The following is a 22,486-nucleotide window of genomic DNA, read 5'->3' as shown; positions in this document are numbered from 1 at the left end:
GATCCGCCGCCCCCCTAGGCCGCCTAGCCGCGCAGCAGCACCCGGCCCAGGATCTCGCGCGCGTACGACTCGTCGTACTCCGCCTCCGTCAGCAGGACCTGGAGGCCGATGCCGTCCATCACCGCCACCAGCGCCCGCGCCGTCACCGGGTCCGTCCACGCGGCCAGCGCCTGGGCCGCCGCGTCACACCACTCCGCGGCCACCGGCCGCAGCGCCGGGCGCCGCAGGGCCGCCAGGTAGAGCTCGTACTCCAGCTCCGCCCGGCCCCGGTCCGCCGCCAGGAACTCGCCCAGGAGGCGGGCCAGCGCCGCCGCGAGGTCCGCGTCCGCAACCGGGTCGGCCAGCGCGTCCGAGTCCGCGACCGCCCGCGCGAAGCCCTCGTTCGCCTGCCGCAGCGCCGCCACCAGCAGGTCGTCGAGCGTCTTGAAGTGGTACGTCGTCGACCCGAGCGGTACGTCGGCCTCCGCCGCCGCGCTCCGGTGGCTCAGTCCCGCGATGCCCTTGGCCGCCACCACCCGGATCGCCGCGTCGATGATCCGCTGGCGCCGGTCGGGGTCGTAGCGCCGTGCGGCGGGGGCCATCAGTGGGCCCCGCCGAGGTTGAGCAGGACCACCCCGCCGATCACCAGGAGGATCCCGGCGATCTTCGCGGCGGTCGCCGCCTCCCCCAGGAACACCATGCCGATGGCGGCGATGGCGGCGGTGCCGACGCCGGCCCATATCGCGTAGGCCGTGCCGACCGACATCGACTTCAGCGTCTGCGCGAGCAGGGTGAAGGCGATGGCGTAGCCCAGCAGCGTGCCCAGCGAAGGCCACAGCTTGGTGAAGCCGTCGCTGTACTTCATGGCGGTGGTCCCGGCGACTTCCGCGGCGATGGCGGCGGCGAGCAGTACGTAAGGCATGCGTACGACTGTACACATCGTTGCGTACGCCCGTACACATGCACGCCCCGGGACTCCTGGGCCCCGCGGCGCTACCCTGTCCGCCTCCAGCGGAGAGGGGCCCGCGCATGGCGCAGCACTGGACCCACCGGGGCGGCGGCTGGCTGCCCCCGCAGTCTCCGCGGCCGGGCGTGGTGCCCCTGCGCCCGCTGGGGCCGCGCGACATCCTCGGCGGCGGTCACCACCCTGGGCCGGTACGGGGGCCGGCTGCTCGGCGCGCTGCTCCTCGGCCAGCTGGCCGGGCTGCTCGCGCTCCCCGCCGTCGCCGGGGCGGCCACCCTCGCCTCCCTCACGCGCAGCGCCGGCAGCCGGGTGTTCGTCTACACCCTCCTGCCCGCCACCGCCCTCTTCCTGCTCTTCGGCTGGGCGCTGGCCACGGCCCTGGCCGCGGCGCTGCTCCGGCCGGCCGTGCTCGGTCGGCCCGTCACCGCACTCGGGCTGCTGCGGGCCGCCGGGCCCCGGATCCCGGCCGTGTGCGGGGCCCGGCTGCTGGCCCTGCTGGCCGCGGCGGGCCCCGGCGCGGCCGCCCTCGCCGCGGGCCTTCCGCCGCTCGCCGTACTGCCCCTCGCCCCGGTCGCCCTGTGGCTGGGGGTCCTCTTCGCCCTGGCGCCCACGGCCGCCGGGTCCGAGGCGCTCGGCCCCGTGGCGGCCCTGCGCCGCTCGGCCCGCCTGGTGCGCGGGGCCTGGTGGCGGACCCTGGGCATCACGGTCCCCGCCGGGGCGCTCGCGCTGGGAGCCGCGTACGCCGTCCTGTCGTGGTTCGGCCTCCTCGGCGCCCTGCTCGCCCCGGCCCTGCTCCTGACCGTCCCGCAGCCGGCCTCCGGACTGCTCTACACGGACCGGGTGCTGCGCCTGAGGCATCCCGCGACGCCGTCCCCCTGGTAGGTGAAAACAGCGAGGGCCCCCGGCACGACCGTGCCGGGGGCCTCGCGGGCAAGCGCTGGATCAGACGTTGAAACCGAGCGCGCGCAGCTGCTCACGGCCATCGTCGGTGATCTTGTCCGGGCCCCACGGGGGCATCCAGACCCAGTTGATCCGGAGTTCGTTGACGATGCCGTCCGTCGCCGACTTCGCCTGGTCCTCGATGACGTCCGTCAGCGGGCAGGCCGCCGAGGTCAGCGTCATGTCGAGGGTGGCGATGTTCGCGTCGTCGATGTGGATGCCGTAGATCAGGCCCAGGTTGACGACGTCGATGCCCAGCTCGGGGTCGACCACGTCGTAGAGGGCCTCGCGGACCTCTTCCTCGGTGGCCGGCTTGGTCGACGCCTCGGGCGTCGCGTTCTCGGTCATGCCGTCTTCCTCTCCGCGTCGCCCAGCGCCTGGGCGGTCGCGTCCTTCCACGCCATCCAGCTCAGGAGAGCACACTTCACACGCGCCGGATACTTGGAGACGCCGACGAACGCGACCGCGTCCTCCAGCACCTCCTCCATGGCCTCGTCGGGTTCGATCTTGCCCTTGGACTGCATCATCTCCAGGAAGACAGCCTGGATCTTCTGCGCCTCGGCCAGGTCCTTGCCGACCAGCAGCTCGTTCAGCACGGACGCGCTGGCCTGGCTGATGGAGCAGCCCTGGCCCTCGTAGGAGACGTCGGTGAGCGTCTCGCCGTCGTACTTCACGCGCAGCGTGATCTCGTCGCCGCAGGTCGGGTTGACGTGGTGCACCTCGGCATCGCCGTCGCGCAGGCCACGCCCGTGCGGGTGCTTGTAGTGGTCCAGGATCAGTTCCTGGTACATCGAATCGAGCTTCACTGCGTCCTCGTCGCCTCGTCCGTCAGCCGAAGAAGTTCCGTACGTGCTCCAGCCCGGCGACCAGTGCGTCGACGTCGGCCGGAGAGGAGTACAGATAGAAAGACGCTCGCGTCGTCGCCGGAATTCCGTAGCGCAGGCAGACGGGGCGCGCGCAGTGGTGTCCCACGCGGACCGCGATGCCCTGCTCGTCCAGTACCTGACCGACGTCGTGCGGGTGGATGTCGCCGAGGACGAAGGAGATCGCCGCGCCGCGGTCCTCGGCCGTGGTGGGGCCGATGATCCGCAGGTCGGGCACCTCGGAGAGGCGCTTGATCGCGTACTCGGTGATCGCGTGCTCGTGCGCCGCGATCTTGTCCATGCCGATGGCGGTCAGGTAGTCCACGGCCGCACCGAGGCCGACGGCCTGGGCGATCGGGGGCGTACCCGCCTCGAACTTGTGGGGCGCCGGGGCGTACGTCGAGGCGTGCATCGACACCGTCTCGATCATCTCGCCGCCGCCGAGGAACGGAGGCAGGTCCTCCAGGAGCTCCTGGCGGCCCCACAGGACACCGATGCCGGTCGGGCCGCACATCTTGTGCCCGGTGAAGGCCACGAAGTCGGCGCCGAGCGCCTGCACGTCCAGCGGCATGTGCGGGGCGGCCTGGGAGGCGTCGATCAGCACCAGGGCGCCGACGTCCTGGGCGCGCCGGACGATCGCCTCGACCGGGTTGACCGTGCCCATGATGTTGGAGACCAGCGTGAAGGAGACGATCTTCGTCTTCTCCGTGATGACCTCTTCGATGTTGGACAGGTCGAGCCGGCCGTCGTCGGTGAGGCCGAACCACTTCAGCTGCGCGCCGGTGCGCTGCGCGAGCAGCTGCCACGGCACGATGTTGGAGTGGTGCTCCATCTCCGTGATGGCGATCTCGGTCTCGCGGTCGACCCGGTAGGGCTCGTCGGCCCAGCCGAGCATGTTCGCGACGAGGTTGAGCGACTCCGAGGCGTTCTTGGTGAAGATCACCTCGTCGCGGCTCGGTGCGTTGATGAAGGCCGCGACCTTGTCGCGAGCACCTTCGTACAGCGCCGTGGCCTCCTCGGCGAGCACGTGCACGCCGCGGTGCACGTTGGCGTTGTGCTGCTCGTAGTACTCGTTCAGCGCGTCGAGCACCTGGCGCGGCTTCTGCGAAGTCGCCGCGTTGTCCAGGTAAACGATCTTCTTCCCGTCGTGGACCACACGATCCAGAAGGGGGAAGTCCTTGCGGATCGCCTCGGTGTCGAGGAGGCCAGGCAGCTGTGTCACGCGGTCGCGCCACCCTTCACGTACTTGTCGTAGCCCTCGGCCTCGAGCTGGTCGGCGAGCTCGGCGCCGCCGGACTCGGCGATGCGGCCGTTCGCGAACACGTGCACGAAGTCGGGCTTGATGTAGCGCAGGATGCGCGTGTAGTGGGTGATCAGCAGGGTGCCGACCTCACCGCTCTCGCGGACGCGGTTGACGCCCTCGGAGACGATGCGCAGGGCGTCGACGTCCAGGCCGGAGTCGGTCTCGTCGAGGATCGCGATCTTCGGCTTCAGGAGCTCCAGCTGGAGGATCTCGTGGCGCTTCTTCTCACCGCCGGAGAAGCCCTCGTTGACGTTGCGCTCGGCGAAGGCCGGGTCCATCTGGAGCTGCTCCATGGCGGACTTGACCTCCTTCACCCAGGTACGCAGCTTCGGGGCCTCGCCGCGGATGGCGGTGGCGGAGGTGCGCAGGAAGTTGGAGACCGAGACGCCGGGGACCTCGACCGGGTACTGCATGGCGAGGAAGACGCCGGCGCGGGCGCGCTCGTCGACGGACATCTCCAGGACGTCCTCGCCGTCGAGGGTCACGGTGCCACCGGTGATGGTGTACTTCGGGTGACCGGCGAGCGAGTACGCCAGGGTGGACTTGCCGGAGCCGTTCGGACCCATGATGGCGTGCGTCTCACCCTGCTTGACGGTGAGGTCGACGCCCTTGAGGATCTCGCGGGCGCCGTTCTCGGCCTCGACGGAGACGTGCAGGTCGTGGATTTCAAGCGTTGCCATGGATACCTCAGGACTCCTGGGTGAGGGAGACGAGCACGTCGTCCCCTTCGATCTTTACGGGGTATACGGGGACGGGTCGCGTCGCGGGCAGACCGGAGGGCTTGCCGGTGCGCAGGTCGAAGGCCGATCCGTGCAGCCAGCACTCGATCATGCAGTCCTCGACCTCGCCCTCCGAGAGGGAGACGTTCGCGTGCGAGCAGATGTCGTTGATCGCGAACACCTCCCCGTCGGTGGAGACGATGGACACCGGCGTGCCGTCGAGTTCCACCCGCTTCGGGGTGTTCTCCTCCAGCTCGCTCAGCGCGCAGGCCTTGACGTAATTCATCAGACGGAACCCTGGAGCTCGGTCTCGATCTTGGCGAGCAGACGCTCCTCGATGTCCGGGACACCGATCTGCTGGACGAGCTCGGCGAAGAAGCCGCGCACGACCAGACGGCGGGCCTCGTCGGCCGGGATGCCGCGGGCCTGCAGGTAGAAGAGCTGCTCGTCGTCGAAGCGGCCGGTCGCGGAGGCGTGGCCGGCGCCGACGATCTCGCCGGTCTCGATCTCCAGGTTCGGCACCGAGTCGACCCGCGCGCCGTCCGTGAGGACGAGGTTGCGGTTCATCTCGTAGGTGTCGGTGCCCTCGGCGGTCTTCTCGATGAGTACGTCACCGATCCAGACGGCGTGGGCGTCCTGGCCCTGGAGGGCGCCCTTGTAGACCACGTTCGACTTGCAGTGCGGGGCGTCGTGCGTGACCAGGAGGCGGTGCTCCTGGTGCTGGCCGGCGTCCGTGAAGTACAGGCCCAGCATCTCGGCCTCGCCGCCGGGGCCCGCGTAGCGGACGCGCGGGTGCAGGCGGACGAGGTCACCGCCGAAGGTGACGACCACGGACTTGAGGCTCGCGTCGCGGCCGATCAGGGCGTTGTGCTGCGAGGTGTGGACGGCGGTGTCGTCCCAGTCCTGGACGGACACGAAGGTCACCTTGGCGCCGTCGCCGACGAGGATGTCGACGTTGGCGGCGCGCACGCCGTCACCGGTGTGGTCGATCACGATGATCGCCTCGGCGAACGGCTTGATGTCGAAGACGGTGTGACCGAAGGTCGTGCCGCCCTCGCCGTGCAGCGCGACGCGGATCGGCTCGGCGAGCACGGTCTCCTTGGGCACGGTGACGACCGTGGCCTTGGCGAACGAGGAGAAGGCCTGGGCGGAGACCCGGTCCACGGGGATGCCGGCCTTGCCGATCCGCTCGTCGCCGCGCTCGACCGCCTCGACCGTGACGCCCTCGGGCGCGTCGATCTGGGCCTTCATGGTTCCGTTGGCGACCGCGGTGCCGTCGTGCAGGCCCTTGAGGCGGGCGAGCGGCGTGAACCGCCACTCCTCCTCGCGGCCGTGCGGGACCGGGAAGTCGGCCACGTCGAAGGACGGGGGCGCACTCATCCGGGTGGCGACGGTGGACTCGGCGGCCACCGCGATCGCGCCGGCAGTGGTCGAACCCGCCGGAATGTTCTGAGCCTCAGCCATGGCTGTCGTCTTGCTCTCTTCCTACGTACGTCAAAGAATGTGCGGGATGCAGGGCGGGCGGCGGACTAGCCGACCGAGCCCTCCATCTGCAGCTCGATCAGCCGGTTGAGCTCCAGCGCGTACTCCATCGGCAGCTCCTTCGCGATCGGCTCGACGAAGCCGCGCACGATCATGGCCATGGCCTCGAACTCGGTGAGACCGCGCTGCATGAGGTAGAAGAGCTGGTCGTCCGAGACCTTGGAGACCGTGGCCTCGTGGCCCATGGAGACGTCGTCCTCGCGGACGTCCACGTAGGGGTACGTGTCCGAGCGGGAGATCGTGTCGACCAGGAGCGCGTCGCACAGCACGTTGGACTTCGAGCCGTGGGCGCCCTCGCCGATCTCGACCAGACCCCGGTACGAGGTGCGGCCGCCCGCGCGGGCCACCGACTTCGAGACGATGTTCGAGGAGGTGTTCGGCGCCATGTGGACCATCTTGGAGCCGGCGTCCTGGTGCTGGCCCTCGCCCGCGAAGGCGATGGACAGGGTCTCGCCCTTGGCGTGCTCGCCCATCAGGTAGACGGCCGGGTACTTCATGGTGACCTTGGAACCGATGTTGCCGTCGATCCACTCCATGGTCGCGCCCTCGTACGCCACGGCGCGCTTGGTGACCAGGTTGTAGACGTTGTTCGACCAGTTCTGGATGGTCGTGTAGCGGCAGCGGCCGCCCTTCTTCACGATGATCTCGACCACGGCGCTGTGCAGCGAGTCCGAGGAGTAGATCGGGGCGGTGCAGCCCTCGACGTAGTGGACGTACGCGTCCTCGTCGACGATGATCAGCGTCCGCTCGAACTGGCCCATGTTCTCCGTGTTGATGCGGAAGTAGGCCTGGAGCGGGATGTCGACCTTGACGCCCTTGGGGACGTAGATGAACGAGCCGCCCGACCACACGGCGGTGTTCAGCGACGCGAACTTGTTGTCGCCGACCGGGATGACCGTGCCGAAGTACTCCTGGAAGAGCTCCGGGTGCTCCTTGAGCGCGGTGTCCGTGTCGAGGAAGATCACGCCCTGCTCCTCCAGGTCCTCACGGATCTGGTGGTAGACGACCTCGGACTCGTACTGGGCCGCGACACCGGCGACGAGGCGCTGCTTCTCCGCCTCCGGGATGCCGAGCTTGTCGTACGTGTTCTTGATGTCCTCGGGCAGGTCCTCCCAGGAAGCGGCCTGCTTCTCGGTGGAGCGCACGAAGTACTTGATGTTGTCGAAGTCGATGCCGCTGAGGTCGGAGCCCCAGTTCGGCATGGGCTTGCGGTCGAAGAGCTTGAGACCCTTGAGGCGGAGGTTCAGCATCCACTCGGGCTCGGACTTCTTCGCCGAGATGTCGCGGACGACCTCTTCGGACAGACCCCGCTTGGCAGCGGCACCGGCCGCGTCGGAGTCGGCCCAGCCGTATTCGTAGGTGCCCAGGCCATCGAGCTCAGGGTGAGCAGTCTCCGTGGTCATGCGGGGTTCCTCCCGGCCGTACTTGCAGATACTGATGAGTCGGTCTGTGTGGCGCTCGCGCTGCGCGGAATGAACGTCGTGCACACCCCGTCGCCGTGGGCGATGGTCGCGAGTCGCTGCACATGCGTCCCGAGCAGGCGGGAGAAGACCTCGGTCTCCGCCTCGCAGAGCTGCGGGAACTGCTCGGCGACGTGCGCGACCGGGCAGTGGTGCTGGCAGAGCTGTTCACCGCTGTGCGGACCGGGAGCGCTCTTCGCCGTAGCAGCGTACCCGTCCGCGGTCAACGCCTTGGCCAGGGCCTCCGTGCGCTCCGCCGGGGCGGCCGCTTCCACGGCCTCCCGGTAGCTGCGCGCCTGCGTTTCCATCCGGGACCGGGCGAAGGCGGCGACCGCCGCCTCTCCCTGTTCGCCGCCGCCGACGGACTGCGCGATCCAGCGCAGGGCGTCCGCGGCGAGCTTGTCGTAGGACTGGTCGAAGGCGTCGCGGCCGCAGTCGGTCAGCGCGAAGACCTTGGCGGGCCGACCCCGGGTGCGTGCGCCGTACACACGCTGCTCACGGGGTTCGACCACGTCGTCGGCGACGAGCGTGTCGAGGTGGCGGCGGACGGCGGCCTGGGTGAGGCCGAGACGCTGGGCGAGGTCGGCGACGGTGGACGGACCGTGGTCCAGGATCGAGCGCGCCACGCGGTTGCGGGTTGACCGCTCCCCGGTGGCGAGCTCCCCCTGGGGGGCCTCGTTCTGCCGTTCGCCGTATTTCACAACGCCATTGTTGCGTAATTAGCCGAGCCCCGACAAGCCGTGACGGACGCCACTGCTGGTGGCCTCTATCACTAAGGGTTACCTAATTTATCGACACAGAGTTATCCGGACGGGAACAGTCCGCATGCGCGCCGAGCGCCGCGGAGGACCCGGAAAACGGCTCCCACCAGCACACCTCCGCCACCCGCCGTTTCCCGGCCCGGAATGCGGCCCGTCCCGTAAAAGATCACCGAAAGCGGCGCCCCGCCCAGGACCGCCAGGCTGAAAAGACCCGTGTGCGCGGCGGGGTGTTCGAATTCCACGGCCCTCGGCCCCGGGATCCGGGGCCCCTTTCGGGGCTCCGTAGACTCAACCCCCATGAGCAACGACCCCGCCGTGGAGATCCGCGGACTGGTGAAGCGGTACGGCCCCAAAACGGCGGTGGACGGCCTGGACCTCACCGTCCGGAGGGGCTCGGTCACCGCGGTCCTCGGTCCCAACGGCGCGGGCAAGACCACCACGGTGGAGACCTGCGAGGGCTACCACCGCCCCGACGCCGGCACCGTCCGCGTCCTCGGCCTCGACCCCGTCGCCCAGGCCGGGGCGCTGCGCCCGCGGATCGGCGTGATGCTCCAGTCCGGAGGCGTCTACTCCGGCGCCCGCGCGGTCGAGATGCTGCGCCACATGGCCAGGCTGTACGCCGACCCCCTCGACGTGGACACCCTGGTGGAACGCCTGGGCCTCGGCGGCTGCGGCCGCACCGCCTACCGCAGGCTCTCCGGCGGCCAGCAGCAGCGCCTCGCCCTGGCCATGGCCGTGGTCGGCCGCCCCGAGCTGGTCTTCCTGGACGAGCCCACCGCCGGCCTCGACCCGCAGGCCCGCCGCGCGACCTGGGACCTCGTACGGGAACTGCGCGCCGACGGGGTCACCGTCGTCCTCACCACCCACCACATGGACGAGGCCGAGCAGCTCGCCGACGAGGTCGCCATCGTGGACACCGGCAAGGTCATCGCCCACGGCAGCCCCGAGGAGCTGTGCCGCGGGGGCGCCGAGAACACCCTGCGGTTCACCGGCCGCCCCTCCCTCGACCTCGCCTCGCTGCTGAAGGCGCTCCCCGACGGCACCCGGGCCGCGGAGCTCACTCCCGGCGTCTACCGGGTGACCGGCGACGTGCACCCGCAGCTGCTGGCCACCGTCGCCTCCTGGTGCGCCCAGCACGGCGTGATGCCGGACAGCCTCGCGGTGGAGCGGCACACCCTCGAAGACGTGTTCCTCGAACTGACCGGTAAGGAGCTGCGCGCATGAGCGCCGGTACGTTCACCCCCCGGCCGGGGGCGGCCCCCGTCTCCCGAATGATCCTGGCGCAGACGGCCCTGGAGACCCGGATGCTGCTGCGCAACGGGGAGCAGCTGCTGCTGACCGTGATCATCCCCTCCCTGCTGCTGACCCTCTTCTCGGCCGTGGACATCGTCGACACGGGGGCCGGGAAGTCCGTGGACTTCCTCGCCCCCGGCATCCTCGCCCTCGCCGTGATGTCCACCGCCTTCACCGGCCAGGCCATCGCCACCGGCTTCGACCGCCGCTACGGGGTCCTCAAGCGCCTGGGGGCCTCCCCGCTGCCGCGCTGGGCGCTGATGGCCGCCAAAACCCTGTCGGTGCTGGTCACCGAGGTGCTCCAGGTCGCCCTGCTGACGGTGATCGCCCTCGCGCTGGGCTGGTCCCCGCACGGGAACCCGCTGTCGGTGGCCGGGCTGCTGCTGCTCGGCACCGCCGCGTTCTCCGGGCTGGGGCTGCTGATGGCGGGCACCCTCAAGGCCGAGATGACCCTGGCCGCCGCCAACCTGGTGTTCCTGCTGCTGCTGGTCGGCGGCGGGGTGATCGTGCCGCTGGAGAAGTTCCCGGGCGCCGTGCAGTCCGTACTCGGCATGCTGCCCATCTCGGCCCTGTCCGACGGACTGCGCGAGGTGCTCCGGCACGGGGCCGGGCTGCCCTGGGGAGACGCCGCCGTGCTGGCGGGCTGGGCCGTACTGGGCCTGGGGGCCGCGGCACGGCTGTTCCGCTGGGAATGAAACCCTTCCGCGCCGGCCGGCTCGCCCGCGACGATGGACGCCTTCACCCATGAGGTGCGCGGACCACGACGCCGGGGGGCGAGCATGGCGCAGCGGGAGGCCGTTCTACGGCTCGACGAACAATGGGCACGGGTGCGCGCGGGGGCCGCGCACACGGATCCGCAGGAGCGCGAGCGGCTGCTCGACCGGCTGATCGGGGCCCTGCGCGGGTTCCCGGACGACCCCGAGTGCACCGCCCGGCTGGGCCTGCGCCTCGCCGACCGCGCCGCCCTGCGCTTCGCCGAGGGAGACCGCGCGGGCGCCCTCGCCACCATCGAGGAGGGGCTGCGCAGCTCCGAGCGCGCGGCCGCCCACTCCCCCGAGTTCGCCCGCTGGTACGCCCGCGGGCTGATCAACCACGGCGTGTGGCTGTCCTGGCCGCTGAGCGACGAGGACCGGCTGCCCAGGCATCCGCTGGGCCCGGCCGCCACGGACGGCCCGAGCGCCATGGAGCGGGCGGCCGGCGAGCGTGCCCGTGACCTGACCCGGACGGCGGTCGGGGTGTGGTCGCGGCTGGACCAGCACGACCTGGTAAACCGCCGCGGCCTGGCCCAGGCGAAGGTGTTCCTCGGCGACCGTCTGGCCGAGCTGGGTTTCGCCGAGGAGGCGGTGGCCTGGGCCGTGGACGCGGAGTCGGACTTCCGGCAGCTGCTGCGCGGGGACGGTGACGCCGAGGCGGCCGACGAGGCCGAGGGGGCCATCGACCACATCGGCCACCAGCTGGAACTGCGCCTGCGCTTCCTTTCCTTCGACTCCCTGGTCAGCCTGCGCGCCCAGGGGCTGCTGCCCGAACGGCTGCTGCCCCAGGCCGTGGTGGCCGCCCGCATCCAGGGCGTCACGGAGCCCGAGATGGCGGCCCGGCTGCACCTGGACGCCGACCAGGTGGCAACGATGCTGGAGGTGACCCCGTGGCGCGCGGTGTGGCGCTTCGAGGTGCGCGGTCCTGACGGGCTGTGGAACCGGCAGGGTCCTCCCTGGTACGGCTCGGCGGAAGTGCGAAACAGGACGGCACAGGACGTAGGGGCCGAATTGGTACGTGGATTCACGGCTTCGGCACAGCACCCGGGCGACGGGACGCCCTGGCGGATCCACCTGTGGTGGCACGCGGAGGGCGACCCGGCCGGGGCGAGGTTCCGGCTGGTCGCGGGCCCCGACGCACCCGCCGGTACCCCCTCGTGAAACTTTGCACAAGGCGGCGCCTACGATAGGGGCCGTGTTGAACCCATTCGCATACATCGCCGACCGCTGGACGCCGTCACCCCGGACCGTCCGGCGGGCCGCGGCCGCCGCGCTCCTGATGAGCGTGGCCATCATCGTCACCGGTGGCGCGGTGCGGCTGACCGGATCCGGTCTCGGCTGCGACACCTGGCCCAAGTGCACCGACGACAGCCTCGTCGTGACACAGGCCCAGGGCTTCCACGGGGCCATCGAGTTCGGCAACCGGATGCTGACGTACGTGCTCAGCGCGGCGGTGGGCTGGTTCATCCTCGCGGCGCGCTCGGCCAAGCCGTGGCGCCACTCGCTGACGAAGCTCGGCTGGGTGCAGTTCGCCCTCGTGATGGGCAACGCGGTCCTGGGCGGCATCACCGTGCTGACCGGGCTCAACCCGTACAGCGTCGCCGGGCACTTCCTGCTCGCCACCGGCCTGATCGCGGTCACCACCGTCTCCTGGCAGCGCACCCGTGAGGGCGACGGCGAGCCCCGGCCGCGCGTGCCGGGCCCGGTGCGCAAGCTGTCGTGGGCCCTGATCGCCACCACCCTGGTGCTGATCGCGGCGGGCACCGTCGTGACCGGCTCCGGACCGCACGCCGGTGACAAGAGCGAGATCAAGCGGATGCCGTTCGACTGGGCGGCCACCGCCCACGTGCACGCCATCGCCGCCTGGCTGGTCTGCGCGCTCGCCGTCGCGATGTGGCTGGTGCTGCGCGTGGTGGACGCGCCCGTCGACACCCGGGCCCGCGCCCGCGACCTGCTGGTCGTGCTGCTCGCGCAGGGCGGCATCGGCTACGTGCAGTTCTTCACCGAACTGCCCGAACTGCTCGTCGCCGCCCACATGCTCGGCTCCTGCCTGGTGTGGATCTCGGTGGTCCGCCTCGCGCTGAGCCTGCGCGAGCGGCCGGCCGAGCAGGTGGAGATCCCGGCCCAGGGCGACGCGCAGCTCTCCACCGTCTGAGTCCTTCAGGACGGGCCCGGGCCGCCCCGCTCGTCGAGCCGGTAGACGCGGCGGGCGTTGCCCGCCGCGACCATGGCGGCCACCCGGTCCGCGTCCCGCCAGGTCCACGCCCCGTCGGCGACCCAGCCGCCCAGGACCCGGCCCAGCGCCTCCCGGAACACCAGGGCGCCCACCGCGTGCAGTTCGGGGAGCCGCCGGCCGCCGCTGGAGAACAGCAGCTTCCCGAACGGCGCGAGCTCCAGCGACTCGGCCAGGACCGCCGCGGCCCGCGCCCCGGTCGCCCCGAGGGCCGCGCCCGCGTCGGCGTACACGTGCGGGAAGGCCGCGGCCAGCCGCGCCGTGTGCCGGTGGTACGGGTACCCGCCGAGCAGGACCAGCCGCGTACCCGCGCCCGCGGTGGCCCGTACGAACCCCGCCAGCCCGGCCGGATCCGATTCGCCCGTGTGCAGCTGGAGCGGCAGCCCGGAGGCGACGGCGCTCCACACCAGGTGCCGCAGGAGTACGGGGTCCTCCACGACGCCGCCCCGGGCCCGCCGGTCCAGCCACCGCCCGGCCGCCCCGCCCACCTCGCCCGGACCGGGCGGCTCGGGCACGCCGGCGGCTGCGTGTCCCGCGGCCGCGCCGCAGGTGAAGGCGGTGGCCCCGGTCGCGGCGTGGTGCACGGCCTCGGCGAGGTTGGCGAGGAAGGCGGGCACCGTTCCGGAGGTGTCGGCAGCTTGCTCGGCCAGTAATTCCAGCCGGACCGCCTCGAAGGCCTCGGCGTCCGCGGCCAGTGCCAGCTCCTTGGGCCCGGTGAGGTCCCCGGGCACGCCCGTGTCGACGAGGTAGGCGCCCACGCCGGAGCCCCGCAACAGCAGCCGCGCGGCCTCGGCCGCGCCCAGCTCGCGCCGCCGGGCCAGATAGCGGGCGGGGGCGGCGTGCGGTTCCAGCCCGAGCAGCGGCGGGCACCAGCGGCGCACCGCGAAGCCCGTCTGGGTGTCGAAGGAGGTGGTGCCGGGGGCTGGCGGGCCCGCCGAGCGGACCAGCTGGCCCTCGAAGGTGCCCAGGCCCAGCTCCGTACGGAGGAATCCGTGGCAGTACTGGTCCACCAGGGGCGGCGTTTCGATCATCCGGGCATCCCGTTGCGGACGTGAGGAAGGGGCTTCCACACGTCCTAACGGGTGAGCGGGGTGCGAGGTGTTGCTCGCGCTGTTGACCGAGCGGCCGCCCGGGTACGGGAGGGTCAGGCCGCCGGGTTCTCGGGGCCGCCCAGCTGGATGCCCGCCATCCGCGTCCACTCGTACGGGCCGGTCCGTACGCGCGCGGCGAACTCCCCGTCGAACTCCTCGTGGAGGGTGAGCCCGGCCTTCTCGGCGGCCAGCTGCGCCACGGCGAAGTCCGGGGCCACCAGGTCGCCCCAGCCGCCGTCCGTGCCGACGAGCACGATGCGGGTGCCGGCCTGCCCGATGTGGGCGAGCTGGCCCTCGGCGCCGCCGTGCTTCCGGGCGAACGCGCCGATCTGCTTGGCCAGCTTGGCCGCCGTACGGTCCTGCTTCTTCTCCGCGGCGGCTGCGGTGCCTGCGGAGTCTGCGCTGTCTGCGGTGTCTGCCATGGAAGGCATGCTACCGGCGAGTAATCAACGGAGGAAGGGATCCACGGCCACGGCCACGAAGAGCAGCGACACGTAGGTGATCGACCAGTGGAACAGGCGCATCTCCTTGAGCTTCGCGCCCGTCACGCCCGCCTTGGCCCGCGCGTGCAGCGCGTGCGCCTCCCACAGCCACCAGCCGCCCGACAGCAGCGCGACCGCCGTGTAGAACCAGCCGGTGTAACCCAGCGGGGTGAGCAGCAGCGAGACGGCCACCATCACCCAGCTGTAGAGGACGATCTGACGGGCGACGGCCTTGTTCCCCGCCACGACCGGCAGCATCGGCACGCCGACACGCGCGTAGTCGTCCTTCACCTTCATCGACAGCGGCCAGTAGTGCGGCGGCGTCCAGAAGAAGATGACGAGGAAGAGGATGACCGCGGCCCAGGAGACCTCGTCCTTGACGGCCGACCAGCCGATGAGCACCGGCATGCATCCCGCGATCCCGCCCCAGACGATGTTCTGGGCGGTGCGCCGCTTCAGCAGCATCGTGTAGATCACGACGTAGAAGAGGAGCGCGCCGAGCGCGAGGGCGGCCGACAGCCAGTTGACCAGCAGGCCGAAGAAGAGGGTGGAGACCACACCGAGGGTGATGCCGAAGACCAGGCACTCCCGCGGGCTGACCATGCCGGTCACCAGCGGGCGCTGCGAGGTCCGGTCCATCAGCGCGTCGATGTCGCGGTCGATGTACATGTTCAGCGCGTTGGCGCCGCCCGCCGACAGGTAGCCACCGAAGCAGGTGGCGAGGACCAGCCACAGGGACGGCACGCCCTGCTCGGCGAGGAACATCACCGGCACTGTGGTGATCAGCAGAAGTTCGATGATCCGAGGCTTGGTCAAAGCCACGAAAGCCATTGCCCGGGCCCCGAACGGCCGGTGACCGGGGCTCGTCCCGAGCACCCCCGCTGGACGGGATTCGACGGCCGTCACGCACACCCCTGACAGAGAATCCAGCAAGCCCCGACTCAGGCCACACAAGGAATGGGCGCCCGGTCAAGGCTTGCACGTACCACGCCACTCTAGACGTTGCGCTTACGTCGCCCCGCGCCGGGGTCGCTTCGTGTTGGGCCGATCGGACCGGGTGGTCAGGTGAACACCGGCTGCCGACGCAGTGACGGACTGTGGGCACTCGAATAGCTGCACGCCGTTGCGGGGGTAGGCTCGGAATCGCGCCGGTGCACCGTTCGTCACCGGAAAACAAACATGTGGAGAGGAGCCCTGACCCACGGTGAGCACCAAGCCGACCACCACAGAGCTCGAGTGGACCGAACTGGACCAGCGGGCCGTCGACACCGCCCGCATCCTGGCCGCCGACGCGGTCCAGAAGGTCGGAAACGGCCACCCCGGTACGGCGATGAGCCTGGCCCCCGCCGCGTACACCCTCTTCCAGAAGGTGATGCGGCACGACCCGGCGGACCATGAGTGGGTCGGCCGCGACCGCTTCGTGCTCTCCGCGGGGCACTCGTCCCTCACTCTTTACACCCAGCTCTACCTGGGCGGCTTCGGCCTGGAGCTGGACGACCTCAAGGCGTTCCGCACCTGGGGCTCCAAGACCCCCGGTCACCCGGAGTACGGCCACACGGCCGCCGTCGAGACCACCACCGGCCCGCTGGGCCAGGGCATCGCCAACGCCGTGGGCATGGCCATGGCCGCCCGCTACGAGCGCGGCCTGTTCGACCCGGAGGCCCCCCAGGGCTCCTCCCCGTTCGACCACATGATCTACGTGATCGCGGGTGACGGCTGCCTCCAGGAGGGCATCTCCCACGAGGCGTCCGCGCTGGCCGGCCACCAGAAGCTCGGCAACCTGGTCCTGCTGTGGGACGACAACCACATCTCCATCGAGGGCGACACCGAGACGGCCGTCTCCGAGGACACCCTCAAGCGCTACGAGGCGTACGGCTGGCACGTCCAGCGCGTCGCGCAGCAGGAGAACGGCGACCTCGACCCGAAGGCGCTGTTCGCCGCCCTCCAGGCCGCCAAGGCCGAGACGGAGCGCCCCTCCTTCATCGCGATGCGCTCGATCATCGCCTGGCCGGCCCCGCACGCCCAGAACACCGAGGCGGCGCACGGCTCGGCGCTCGGCGACGACGAGGTCGCGGCCACCAAGCGCGTCCTCGGCTTCGACCCGGAGCAGACCTTCGAGGTCTCCGACGAGGTCATCGCCCACACCCGCAAGGCGCTCGACCGCGGCCGCGAGGCCAAGGCCGCGTGGGAGAAGGACTTCTCCGCCTGGCGCACCGCCAACCCGCAGCGCGCCGCCGAGTTCGACCGCATCAACGCCAACGAGCTGCCCGCGGGCTGGGAGGACAAGCTCCCCGTCTTCGAGGCCGGCAAGGGCGTCGCCACCCGTGCCGCCTCCGGCAAGGTGCTCCAGGCGCTCGGCGCGGTCATCCCGGAGCTGTGGGGCGGCTCGGCCGACCTGGCCGGCTCCAACAACACCACCATCGACAAGGACTCCTCGTTCCTGCCTGTGGGCAACCCGCTGCCGGAGGCCGACCCGTACGGCCGCACCATCCACTTCGGCATCCGCGAGCACGCCATGGCCGCGGCCATGAACGGCATCGCCCTGCACGGCCACACCCGCATCTACGGCGGCACCTTCCTGGTGTTCTCCGACTACATGCGCAACGCCGTCCGCCTGTCCGCGCTGATGCACGTGCCGGTGACGTACGTGTGGACGCACGACTCCATCGGCCTCGGCGAGGACGGCCCGACGCACCAGCCGGTCGAGCACCTGGCCTCGCTGCGCGCCATCCCGGGCCTGAACGTGGTCCGCCCGGCCGACGCCAACGAGACCGCCGTCGCCTGGCGCGAGATCCTCAAGCGCCACACCAAGGTGTTCGGCAAGGGCGCCCCGCACGGCCTGGCGCTCACCCGCCAGGGAGTGCCGACCTACGAGCGCAACGAGGACGCCGCCAAGGGCGGGTACGTGATGTTCGAGGCCGAGGGCGGTCCCGCGGAGGTCGTCCTCATCGGCACCGGCTCCGAGGTGCACCTGGCCGTCGAGGCCCGCGAGCAGCTGCAGGCCGAGGGCATCCCCACCCGGGTCGTCTCGATGCCGTCCGTCGAGTGGTTCGAGGAGCAGGACCAGGCGTACAAGGACAGCGTCCTGCCGCCCTCCGTCAAGGCGCGCGTCGCCGTCGAGGCGGGCATCGGCCTGACCTGGCACCGTTACGTGGGCGACGCGGGCCGGATCGTGTCGCTGGAGCACTTCGGGGCATCCGCGGACGCGAAGGTGCTGTTCCGCGAGTTCGGCTTCACCGCCGAGGCCGTGACCGCCGCCGCGAAGTCCTCCCTCTCCGCCGCCGCCCGCTGACGCCGGTACAAGACCAGTAGGAGATGCATTTCCCATGACAGACGCACTCAAGCGCCTCTCCGACGAGGGCGTGGCGATCTGGCTGGACGACCTGTCCCGCAAGCGCATCACGTCGGGCAACCTGGCGGAGCTCATCGACCAGTCGCACGTGGTCGGTGTCACCACCAACCCGGCGATCTTCCAGAAGGCGATCAGCGGCGGCGAGGGCTACGAGCAGCAGCTCACCGACCTCGCGACCCGCCGGGTCACCGTCGAGGAGGCCCTGCGCATGATCACCACGGCGGACGTCCGCGACGCCGCCGACATCCTGCGCCCGGTCTACGACCGCACCGACGGCCAGGACGGCCGCGTGTCGATCGAGGTCGACCCGCGCCTGGCCCACGACACCGCGGCGACCGTCGCCGAGGCCAAGCAGCTCGCCTGGCTGGTGGACCGCCCGAACACGCTCATCAAGATCCCGGCGACCAAGGCCGGCCTGCCGGCGATCACCGAGGTCATCGGCAAGGGCATCAGCGTCAACGTCACGCTGATCTTCTCGCTGCAGCGCTACCGCGAGGTCATGGACGCGTACCTGGCGGGTCTGGAGAAGGCCAAGGCCGCCGGCCTGGACCTCTCCCTGATCCACTCGGTCGCCTCCTTCTTCGTGTCCCGCGTGGACACCGAGATCGACAAGCGCCTGGACTCCGTCGGCACCGACGAGGCGAAGGCCCTCAAGGGCAAGGCGGCGCTCGCCAACGCCCGTCTGGCCTACGAGGCGTACGAGGAGGTCTTCTCCTCGGACCGCTGGAGCGCCCTGGAGCGTGTCGGCGCCAACAAGCAGCGTGCGCTGTGGGCCTCGACGGGCGTCAAGGACCCGGCGTACAAGGACACCCTGTACGTGGACGACCTGGTCGCCCCGAACACGGTGAACACCATGCCCGAGGCCACCCTCGAGGCCACCGCCGACCACGGGCAGATCACGGGCGACACCGTCCGCGGCACCTACGAGCAGGCGCGCGCCGAGCTCGACGCGGTCGCGAAGCTGGGCATCTCGTACGACGATGTGGTGCAGCTGCTCGAGGACGAGGGCGTCGAGAAGTTCGAGGCGTCCTGGAACGACCTGCTGAAGTCGACCGAGGCGGAGCTCGAGCGCCTCGCCCCCACGGAGGCCTGAACACCTTGTCTGTAAACGGAGCGAACCCGCTTCGTGACGCACAGGACCGGCGGCTCCCGCGCATCGCGGGGCCGTCCGGCCTGGTCATTTTCGGCGTTACGGGTGACCTGTCGCGCAAGAAGCTGATGCCGGCGATCTACGATCTGGCGAACCGGGGGCTGCTGCCGCCGGGCTTCTCGCTGATCGGTTTCGCCCGCCGTGAATGGGAGCACGAGGACTTCGCCCAGGAGGTGTACGAGGCCGTCAAGCAGCACTCGCGCACCCCCTTCCGGGAGGAGGTGTGGCAGCAGCTGGTGCAGGGCTGCCGCTTCGTCCAGGGCGACTTCGACGACGACGCCGCGTTCGAGACGCTGAAGGCGACGATCGACGAGCTCGACAAGGCGCAGGGTACGGGCGGCAACTTCGCCTTCTACCTGTCCGTGCCTCCGAAGTTCTTCCCAAAGGTGGTCCAGCAGCTCAAGAACCACGGTCTGGCGCAGAAGGAGGGCTCCTGGCGGCGTGCCGTCATCGAGAAGCCCTTCGGCCACGACCTGAAGAGCGCCGAGGAACTCAACAAGGTCGTCCACGAGGTCTTCCCGCGTGACGAGGTCTTCCGGATCGACCACTACCTCGGCAAGGAGACCGTCCAGAACATCCTGGCGCTCCGCTTCGCGAACACCATGTTCGAGCCGATCTGGAACCGGTCGTACGTCGACCACGTGCAGATCACCATGGCCGAGGACATCGGCATCGGCGGCCGGGCCGGCTACTACGACGGCATCGGCGCGGCCCGCGACGTCATCCAGAACCACCTGCTGCAGCTGCTCGCGCTGACGGCGATGGAGGAGCCCGGCTCCTTCCACCCCAAGGCGCTGGTGGCCGAGAAGCTGAAGGTCCTGACGGCGGTGCAGCTGCCGGAGGACCTGGGCAAGCACACGGTGCGCGGTCAGTACGCGGCAGCGTGGCAGGGCGGCGAGAAGGTCGTCGGGTACCTCGAAGAGGACGGCATCGACCCCAAGTCGAAGACCGACACCTACGCGGCCATCCGCCTGGAGATCAACAACCGCCGCTGGGCGGGCGTCCCCTTCTACCTGCGGACCGGCAAGCGCCTGGGCCGCCGGGTGACGGAGATCGCGGTGGTCTTCAAGCGCGCCCCGTACCTGCCGTTCGAGTCGGGCGCGACCGAGGAGCTGGGGCAGAACGCCCTGGTCATCCGGGTCCAGCCGGACGAGGGCGTCACGGTCCGCTTCGGCTCCAAGGTCCCGGGCACCTCCATGGAGGTCCGGGACGTGACGATGGACTTCGCCTACGGCGAGTCCTTCACGGAGTCGAGCCCCGAGGCGTACGAGCGGCTGATCCTGGACGTGCTGCTGGGCGACGCGAACCTCTTCCCGCGCCACCAGGAGGTCGAACTGTCCTGGAACATCCTCGACCCGATCGAGGAGTACTGGGACAAGCACGGCAAGCCCGCGCAGTACCCGGCGGGCACCTGGGGGCCGGTCGAGGCGGACGAGATGCTCGCACGAGACGGACGGAGCTGGCGCCGGCCATGAAGATCGACCTCACGGAGACCAACTCCAGCAAGATCAATGCCGCGATGGTGCAGGCACGCCGGGACATCGGCACGCCGGCCATCGGCATGGTCCTCACGCTGGTGATCGTGACCGACGAGGAGAACGCGTACGACGCGCTCAAGTCGGCGAACGACGCGTCCCACGAACACCCCTCGCGGATCGTCGTCGTCATCAAGCGGGTCAGCCGCTCGCCGCGCAGCCGCCGCGACGCCCGTCTCGACGCGGAAGTCCGCGTCGGGGCGGACTCCGGCACCGGCGAAACGGTTGTGCTCCGCCTGCACGGCGAACTGGTCGACCACGCCCAGTCGGTGGTTCTGCCGTTGCTCCTCCCGGACGCCCCCGTGGTCGTCTGGTGGCCGGACGGCGCCCCCTCGGACCTGGCGGGCGACCCGCTGGGTGCGCTGGGCCAGCGACGGATCACGGACACGTACTCCTGCGAGGACCCGATCGGGACACTCGCCAAGCGGGCGGCGGCCTACGCCCCCGGGGACACGGACCTGTCCTGGACCCGGATCACCCCGTGGCGTTCCATGCTGGCGGCCGCGCTGGACCAGCAGCGGGTGTCGGTGGTCTCGGCGGTCGTCGAGGGCGAGGACGAGAACCCGAGCTGCGAACTGCTGGCCATGTGGCTGGCGGACCGGCTCGGCGTCCCCGTCCAGCGGACCCTGTCCTCGGGCCCGGGCCTCACGGCCGTACGTCTGGAGACCAAGGACGGCGCGATCGTCCTGGACCGGGCCGACGGGGCGCTGGCCACGCTGTGCATGCCGGGGCAGCCCGACCGTGCGGTGGCGCTGAAGCGCCGCGACACGGCCGAGCTGTTGGCGGAGGAACTCCGCCGCCTGGACCCGGACAACACGTACGAGGCCTCGCTGAAGTTCGGCGTCACCCGCCTGGGCCCGTCCGGGGCCCCGGCTCCGGCCGCTGCGCCCGAGCCTGCTCCGGCCGAGGCCGAGGCGGCCGAGGCCGCCGCCCCGAAGCCGGCCCCCAAGCCGGCCAAGAAGGCGACGGCCAAGTAACCCTGCCCTGCGGGGCTTTCCCCCACCCCGCCCCTTCCCGAAACCTGGGCTTGCGACCCCGGCCGCCGCTCCCGGGGGCTCCGCCCCCGACCCCCGTACGTGCGCTTCGCGCCCGTGCCCTCAAACGCCGGGCGGGCTGAAATCAGCCTCGCCGGCGTTTGAGGCGCGGGGTCCGGGGCGGAGCCCCGGGAAACGGAGAAAGGGCGGGGCGGGGACGGCTCCGCGCAGCGGCACCCGCATCCCGCACCCCGCACCACCTCACCCGGAACCACACAAAAGGCGGCAGCACATGGGTATGACGACTCCCCAGGTCGTCGTCCACCGGGACAAAGAGCTGATGGCCCAGGCCGCGGCAGCCCGGCTCATCACGAAGATCGTGGACGCACAGACGGCCCGCGGCACCGCGTCCGTGGTCCTCACCGGCGGACGCAACGGCAACGGCCTCCTCGCGGCGCTCGCCGCCGCCCCGGCCCGGGACGCCGTCGACTGGGCCCGGCTGGACCTCTGGTGGGGCGACGAGCGGTACGTCCCCGCCGACGACCCCGAGCGCAACCACACCCAGGCCCGTGCGGCCCTGCTGGACTCCGTGCCCGTGGACCCCGCCCGGGTCCACGTGATGCCCGCCTCTGACGGCCCGTACGGGACCGACGTGGACGCGGCCGCGGCCTCCTACGCGGCCGAGCTGGCGCGCGCGGCCGGCCCGGAGGACCACGGCCCGGTCCCCCGCTTCGACGTGCTGATGCTGGGCGTGGGCCCGGACACGCACGTGGCCTCCCTCTTCCCGGAGCACCCGGCGGCGCGCGAGACCGAGCGCACGGTGGTCGGTGTGCACGGCTCCCCGAAGCCCCCGCCGACCCGTATCTCGCTGACCCTGCCGGCCATCCGGGCGGCCCGCGAGGTCTGGCTGCTGGCGGCCGGCGAGGACAAGGCAGGCGCGGTGGCCATCGCGCTCGGCGGCGCCGGCGGCGTCCAGGCCCCGGCCGCGGAGGCGTACGGCCGCTCCCGCACCCTGTGGCTCCTGGACCGCGCGGCGGCGGCCAAGCTGCCCTCCGGGATGTACCCGCCCGCCTCGGCCTGATCCGTACCGGCAC

At 71.2% G+C, this 22,486-nt stretch carries 23 protein-coding genes; 10 read left to right on the top strand and 13 right to left on the bottom strand.

The genetic code is table 11. The annotated features are described in order from the left end of the window. Positions 1–23: 23 nt before the first annotated feature. Together ACIP5M_RS25260 and ACIP5M_RS25255 are read right to left on the bottom strand one after the other, a co-directional pair. Complete coding sequence (locus tag ACIP5M_RS25260; protein WP_401200918.1) at positions 24–581, bottom strand: TetR/AcrR family transcriptional regulator; 558 nt, start codon at positions 579–581, stop codon at positions 24–26. Continuing rightward, complete coding sequence (locus ACIP5M_RS25255) at positions 581–901, bottom strand: DMT family transporter (protein ID WP_401200915.1); 321 nt, start codon at positions 899–901, stop codon at positions 581–583. Before ACIP5M_RS25255 ends, ACIP5M_RS25260 begins: the two co-directional genes overlap by 1 nt. 351 nt (positions 902–1,252) lie before the next feature. Between ACIP5M_RS25255 and ACIP5M_RS25250 the strand changes: the two genes are divergently transcribed. After that, positions 1,253–1,825 (top strand): hypothetical protein, encoded by a 573-nt coding sequence (locus ACIP5M_RS25250; RefSeq protein WP_401200912.1) that lies wholly within the window; start codon positions 1,253–1,255, stop codon positions 1,823–1,825. 60 nt (positions 1,826–1,885) lie between these two features. Here the strand turns inward: ACIP5M_RS25250 and ACIP5M_RS25245 are convergent, their stop codons facing one another. The 8 genes from ACIP5M_RS25245 to ACIP5M_RS25210 form a co-directional block, all read right to left on the bottom strand. Then, positions 1,886–2,230 (bottom strand): metal-sulfur cluster assembly factor, encoded by a 345-nt coding sequence (locus tag ACIP5M_RS25245; protein ID WP_030027092.1) that lies wholly within the window; start codon positions 2,228–2,230, stop codon positions 1,886–1,888. After that, positions 2,227–2,688: a Fe-S cluster assembly sulfur transfer protein SufU gene (gene sufU, locus ACIP5M_RS25240; RefSeq protein ID WP_401200909.1), complete on the bottom strand. Its 462-nt coding sequence runs from the start codon at positions 2,686–2,688 to the stop codon at positions 2,227–2,229. The genes ACIP5M_RS25245 and sufU overlap by 4 nt, the downstream gene beginning before the upstream one ends. A gap of 22 nt (positions 2,689–2,710) precedes the next feature. Then, positions 2,711–3,967: a cysteine desulfurase gene (locus ACIP5M_RS25235; RefSeq protein WP_401200906.1), complete on the bottom strand. Its 1,257-nt coding sequence runs from the start codon at positions 3,965–3,967 to the stop codon at positions 2,711–2,713. After that, complete coding sequence (gene sufC / locus ACIP5M_RS25230) at positions 3,964–4,728, bottom strand: Fe-S cluster assembly ATPase SufC (protein WP_327282841.1); 765 nt, start codon at positions 4,726–4,728, stop codon at positions 3,964–3,966. The genes ACIP5M_RS25235 and sufC overlap by 4 nt, the downstream gene beginning before the upstream one ends. Before the next feature lie 7 nt (positions 4,729–4,735). Next, entirely contained in the window at positions 4,736–5,053 is a 318-nt protein-coding gene (locus ACIP5M_RS25225; protein ID WP_030027083.1) for a bifunctional 3-phenylpropionate/cinnamic acid dioxygenase ferredoxin subunit, read from the bottom strand. After that, on the bottom strand, positions 5,053–6,231 hold the full coding sequence (gene sufD / locus ACIP5M_RS25220) for a Fe-S cluster assembly protein SufD (RefSeq protein WP_401200903.1): 1,179 nt from the start codon (positions 6,229–6,231) through the stop codon (positions 5,053–5,055). Before sufD ends, ACIP5M_RS25225 begins: the two co-directional genes overlap by 1 nt. A 65-nt stretch (positions 6,232–6,296) precedes the next feature. Continuing rightward, positions 6,297–7,712 (bottom strand): Fe-S cluster assembly protein SufB, encoded by a 1,416-nt coding sequence (sufB, locus tag ACIP5M_RS25215; RefSeq protein ID WP_401200901.1) that lies wholly within the window; start codon positions 7,710–7,712, stop codon positions 6,297–6,299. Next, positions 7,709–8,470 (bottom strand): helix-turn-helix transcriptional regulator, encoded by a 762-nt coding sequence (locus ACIP5M_RS25210; protein ID WP_401200899.1) that lies wholly within the window; start codon positions 8,468–8,470, stop codon positions 7,709–7,711. The genes sufB and ACIP5M_RS25210 overlap by 4 nt, the downstream gene beginning before the upstream one ends. 357 nt (positions 8,471–8,827) lie before the next feature. Here ACIP5M_RS25210 and ACIP5M_RS25205 point away from each other — a divergent pair, with 357 nt between their 5' ends. From ACIP5M_RS25205 to ACIP5M_RS25190, 4 genes are all read left to right on the top strand, one after another. Continuing rightward, complete coding sequence (locus ACIP5M_RS25205) at positions 8,828–9,754, top strand: ABC transporter ATP-binding protein (protein ID WP_401200896.1); 927 nt, start codon at positions 8,828–8,830, stop codon at positions 9,752–9,754. Beyond that, positions 9,751–10,518 (top strand): ABC transporter permease, encoded by a 768-nt coding sequence (locus tag ACIP5M_RS25200; RefSeq protein WP_401200894.1) that lies wholly within the window; start codon positions 9,751–9,753, stop codon positions 10,516–10,518. Before ACIP5M_RS25205 ends, ACIP5M_RS25200 begins: the two co-directional genes overlap by 4 nt. An 84-nt stretch (positions 10,519–10,602) precedes the next feature. Next, positions 10,603–11,736 (top strand): hypothetical protein, encoded by a 1,134-nt coding sequence (locus ACIP5M_RS25195; protein ID WP_401200891.1) that lies wholly within the window; start codon positions 10,603–10,605, stop codon positions 11,734–11,736. 4 nt (positions 11,737–11,740) lie between these two features. Then, positions 11,741–12,730, top strand: coding sequence for a heme A synthase (locus tag ACIP5M_RS25190; protein ID WP_401200888.1), 990 nt, complete (start codon positions 11,741–11,743; stop codon positions 12,728–12,730). Positions 12,731–12,735: 5 nt separating this feature from the next. On the opposite strand, the gene ACIP5M_RS25185 is transcribed toward ACIP5M_RS25190, so the two are convergent. The 3 genes from ACIP5M_RS25185 to ACIP5M_RS25175 form a co-directional block, all read right to left on the bottom strand. Then, the gene (locus tag ACIP5M_RS25185) at positions 12,736–13,839 is read right to left on the bottom strand and encodes an amidohydrolase (RefSeq protein ID WP_401200885.1); all 1,104 of its coding nucleotides are present in this window, start codon (positions 13,837–13,839) and stop codon (positions 12,736–12,738) included. A 113-nt stretch (positions 13,840–13,952) separates the two neighbouring features. Then, the gene (locus ACIP5M_RS25180) at positions 13,953–14,330 is read right to left on the bottom strand and encodes a hypothetical protein (RefSeq protein ID WP_401200882.1); all 378 of its coding nucleotides are present in this window, start codon (positions 14,328–14,330) and stop codon (positions 13,953–13,955) included. A 15-nt stretch (positions 14,331–14,345) separates the two neighbouring features. Further along, on the bottom strand, positions 14,346–15,287 hold the full coding sequence (locus ACIP5M_RS25175; RefSeq protein ID WP_401200880.1) for a heme o synthase: 942 nt from the start codon (positions 15,285–15,287) through the stop codon (positions 14,346–14,348). Positions 15,288–15,585: 298 nt separating this feature from the next. Here ACIP5M_RS25175 and tkt point away from each other — a divergent pair, with 298 nt between their 5' ends. The 5 genes from tkt (at position 15,586) to pgl (ending at position 22,473) form a co-directional block, all read left to right on the top strand. Next, entirely contained in the window at positions 15,586–17,673 is a 2,088-nt protein-coding gene (gene tkt, locus ACIP5M_RS25170; protein WP_401200877.1) for a transketolase, read from the top strand. A 34-nt stretch (positions 17,674–17,707) separates the two neighbouring features. Continuing rightward, positions 17,708–18,826 (top strand): transaldolase, encoded by a 1,119-nt coding sequence (gene tal / locus ACIP5M_RS25165; protein WP_401200876.1) that lies wholly within the window; start codon positions 17,708–17,710, stop codon positions 18,824–18,826. A 5-nt stretch (positions 18,827–18,831) separates the two neighbouring features. Next, positions 18,832–20,358 carry a glucose-6-phosphate dehydrogenase gene (zwf, locus tag ACIP5M_RS25160; protein WP_401200873.1) on the top strand — a complete coding sequence of 509 codons (1,527 nt, stop codon included), beginning with the start codon at positions 18,832–18,834 and terminating at the stop codon, positions 20,356–20,358. Then, a complete protein-coding gene (opcA, locus tag ACIP5M_RS25155; RefSeq protein WP_401200870.1) occupies positions 20,355–21,395 on the top strand; it encodes a glucose-6-phosphate dehydrogenase assembly protein OpcA in 1,041 nt (346 codons plus the stop codon). The genes zwf and opcA overlap by 4 nt, the downstream gene beginning before the upstream one ends. A 295-nt stretch (positions 21,396–21,690) precedes the next feature. Beyond that, entirely contained in the window at positions 21,691–22,473 is a 783-nt protein-coding gene (gene pgl / locus ACIP5M_RS25150) for a 6-phosphogluconolactonase (RefSeq protein ID WP_401200867.1), read from the top strand. Positions 22,474–22,486 lie beyond the last annotated feature (13 nt).

It is taken from the genome of Streptomyces sp. NPDC088762, assembly GCF_044750905.1.
Taxonomy (GTDB): domain Bacteria; phylum Actinomycetota; class Actinomycetes; order Streptomycetales; family Streptomycetaceae; genus Streptomyces.
The sequence above is the reverse complement of the archived record's forward strand: the minus strand, read 5'-3'. Positions and strand labels throughout refer to the sequence as shown.

Bases quoted from the DNA above. Each gene is read 5' to 3' on its own strand.
- ACIP5M_RS25260 (WP_401200918.1), bottom strand. From the start codon at position 581: ATGGCCCCCGCCGCACGGCGCTACGACCCCGACCGGCGCCAGCGGATC.
- ACIP5M_RS25255 (WP_401200915.1), bottom strand. From the start codon at position 901: ATGCCTTACGTACTGCTCGCCGCCGCCATCGCCGCGGAAGTCGCCGGG.
- ACIP5M_RS25245 (WP_030027092.1), bottom strand. From the start codon at position 2,230: ATGACCGAGAACGCGACGCCCGAGGCGTCGACCAAGCCGGCCACCGAG.
- sufC (WP_327282841.1), bottom strand. From the start codon at position 4,728: ATGGCAACGCTTGAAATCCACGACCTGCACGTCTCCGTCGAGGCCGAG.
- ACIP5M_RS25225 (WP_030027083.1), bottom strand. From the start codon at position 5,053: ATGAATTACGTCAAGGCCTGCGCGCTGAGCGAGCTGGAGGAGAACACC.
- sufD (WP_401200903.1), bottom strand. From the start codon at position 6,231: ATGGCTGAGGCTCAGAACATTCCGGCGGGTTCGACCACTGCCGGCGCG.
- sufB (WP_401200901.1), bottom strand. From the start codon at position 7,712: ATGACCACGGAGACTGCTCACCCTGAGCTCGATGGCCTGGGCACCTAC.
- ACIP5M_RS25205 (WP_401200896.1), top strand. From the start codon at position 8,828: ATGAGCAACGACCCCGCCGTGGAGATCCGCGGACTGGTGAAGCGGTAC.
- ACIP5M_RS25200 (WP_401200894.1), top strand. From the start codon at position 9,751: ATGAGCGCCGGTACGTTCACCCCCCGGCCGGGGGCGGCCCCCGTCTCC.
- ACIP5M_RS25195 (WP_401200891.1), top strand. From the start codon at position 10,603: ATGGCGCAGCGGGAGGCCGTTCTACGGCTCGACGAACAATGGGCACGG.
- ACIP5M_RS25185 (WP_401200885.1), bottom strand. From the start codon at position 13,839: ATGATCGAAACGCCGCCCCTGGTGGACCAGTACTGCCACGGATTCCTC.
- ACIP5M_RS25180 (WP_401200882.1), bottom strand. From the start codon at position 14,330: ATGCCTTCCATGGCAGACACCGCAGACAGCGCAGACTCCGCAGGCACC.
- tal (WP_401200876.1), top strand. From the start codon at position 17,708: ATGACAGACGCACTCAAGCGCCTCTCCGACGAGGGCGTGGCGATCTGG.
- opcA (WP_401200870.1), top strand. From the start codon at position 20,355: ATGAAGATCGACCTCACGGAGACCAACTCCAGCAAGATCAATGCCGCG.
- pgl (WP_401200867.1), top strand. From the start codon at position 21,691: ATGACGACTCCCCAGGTCGTCGTCCACCGGGACAAAGAGCTGATGGCC.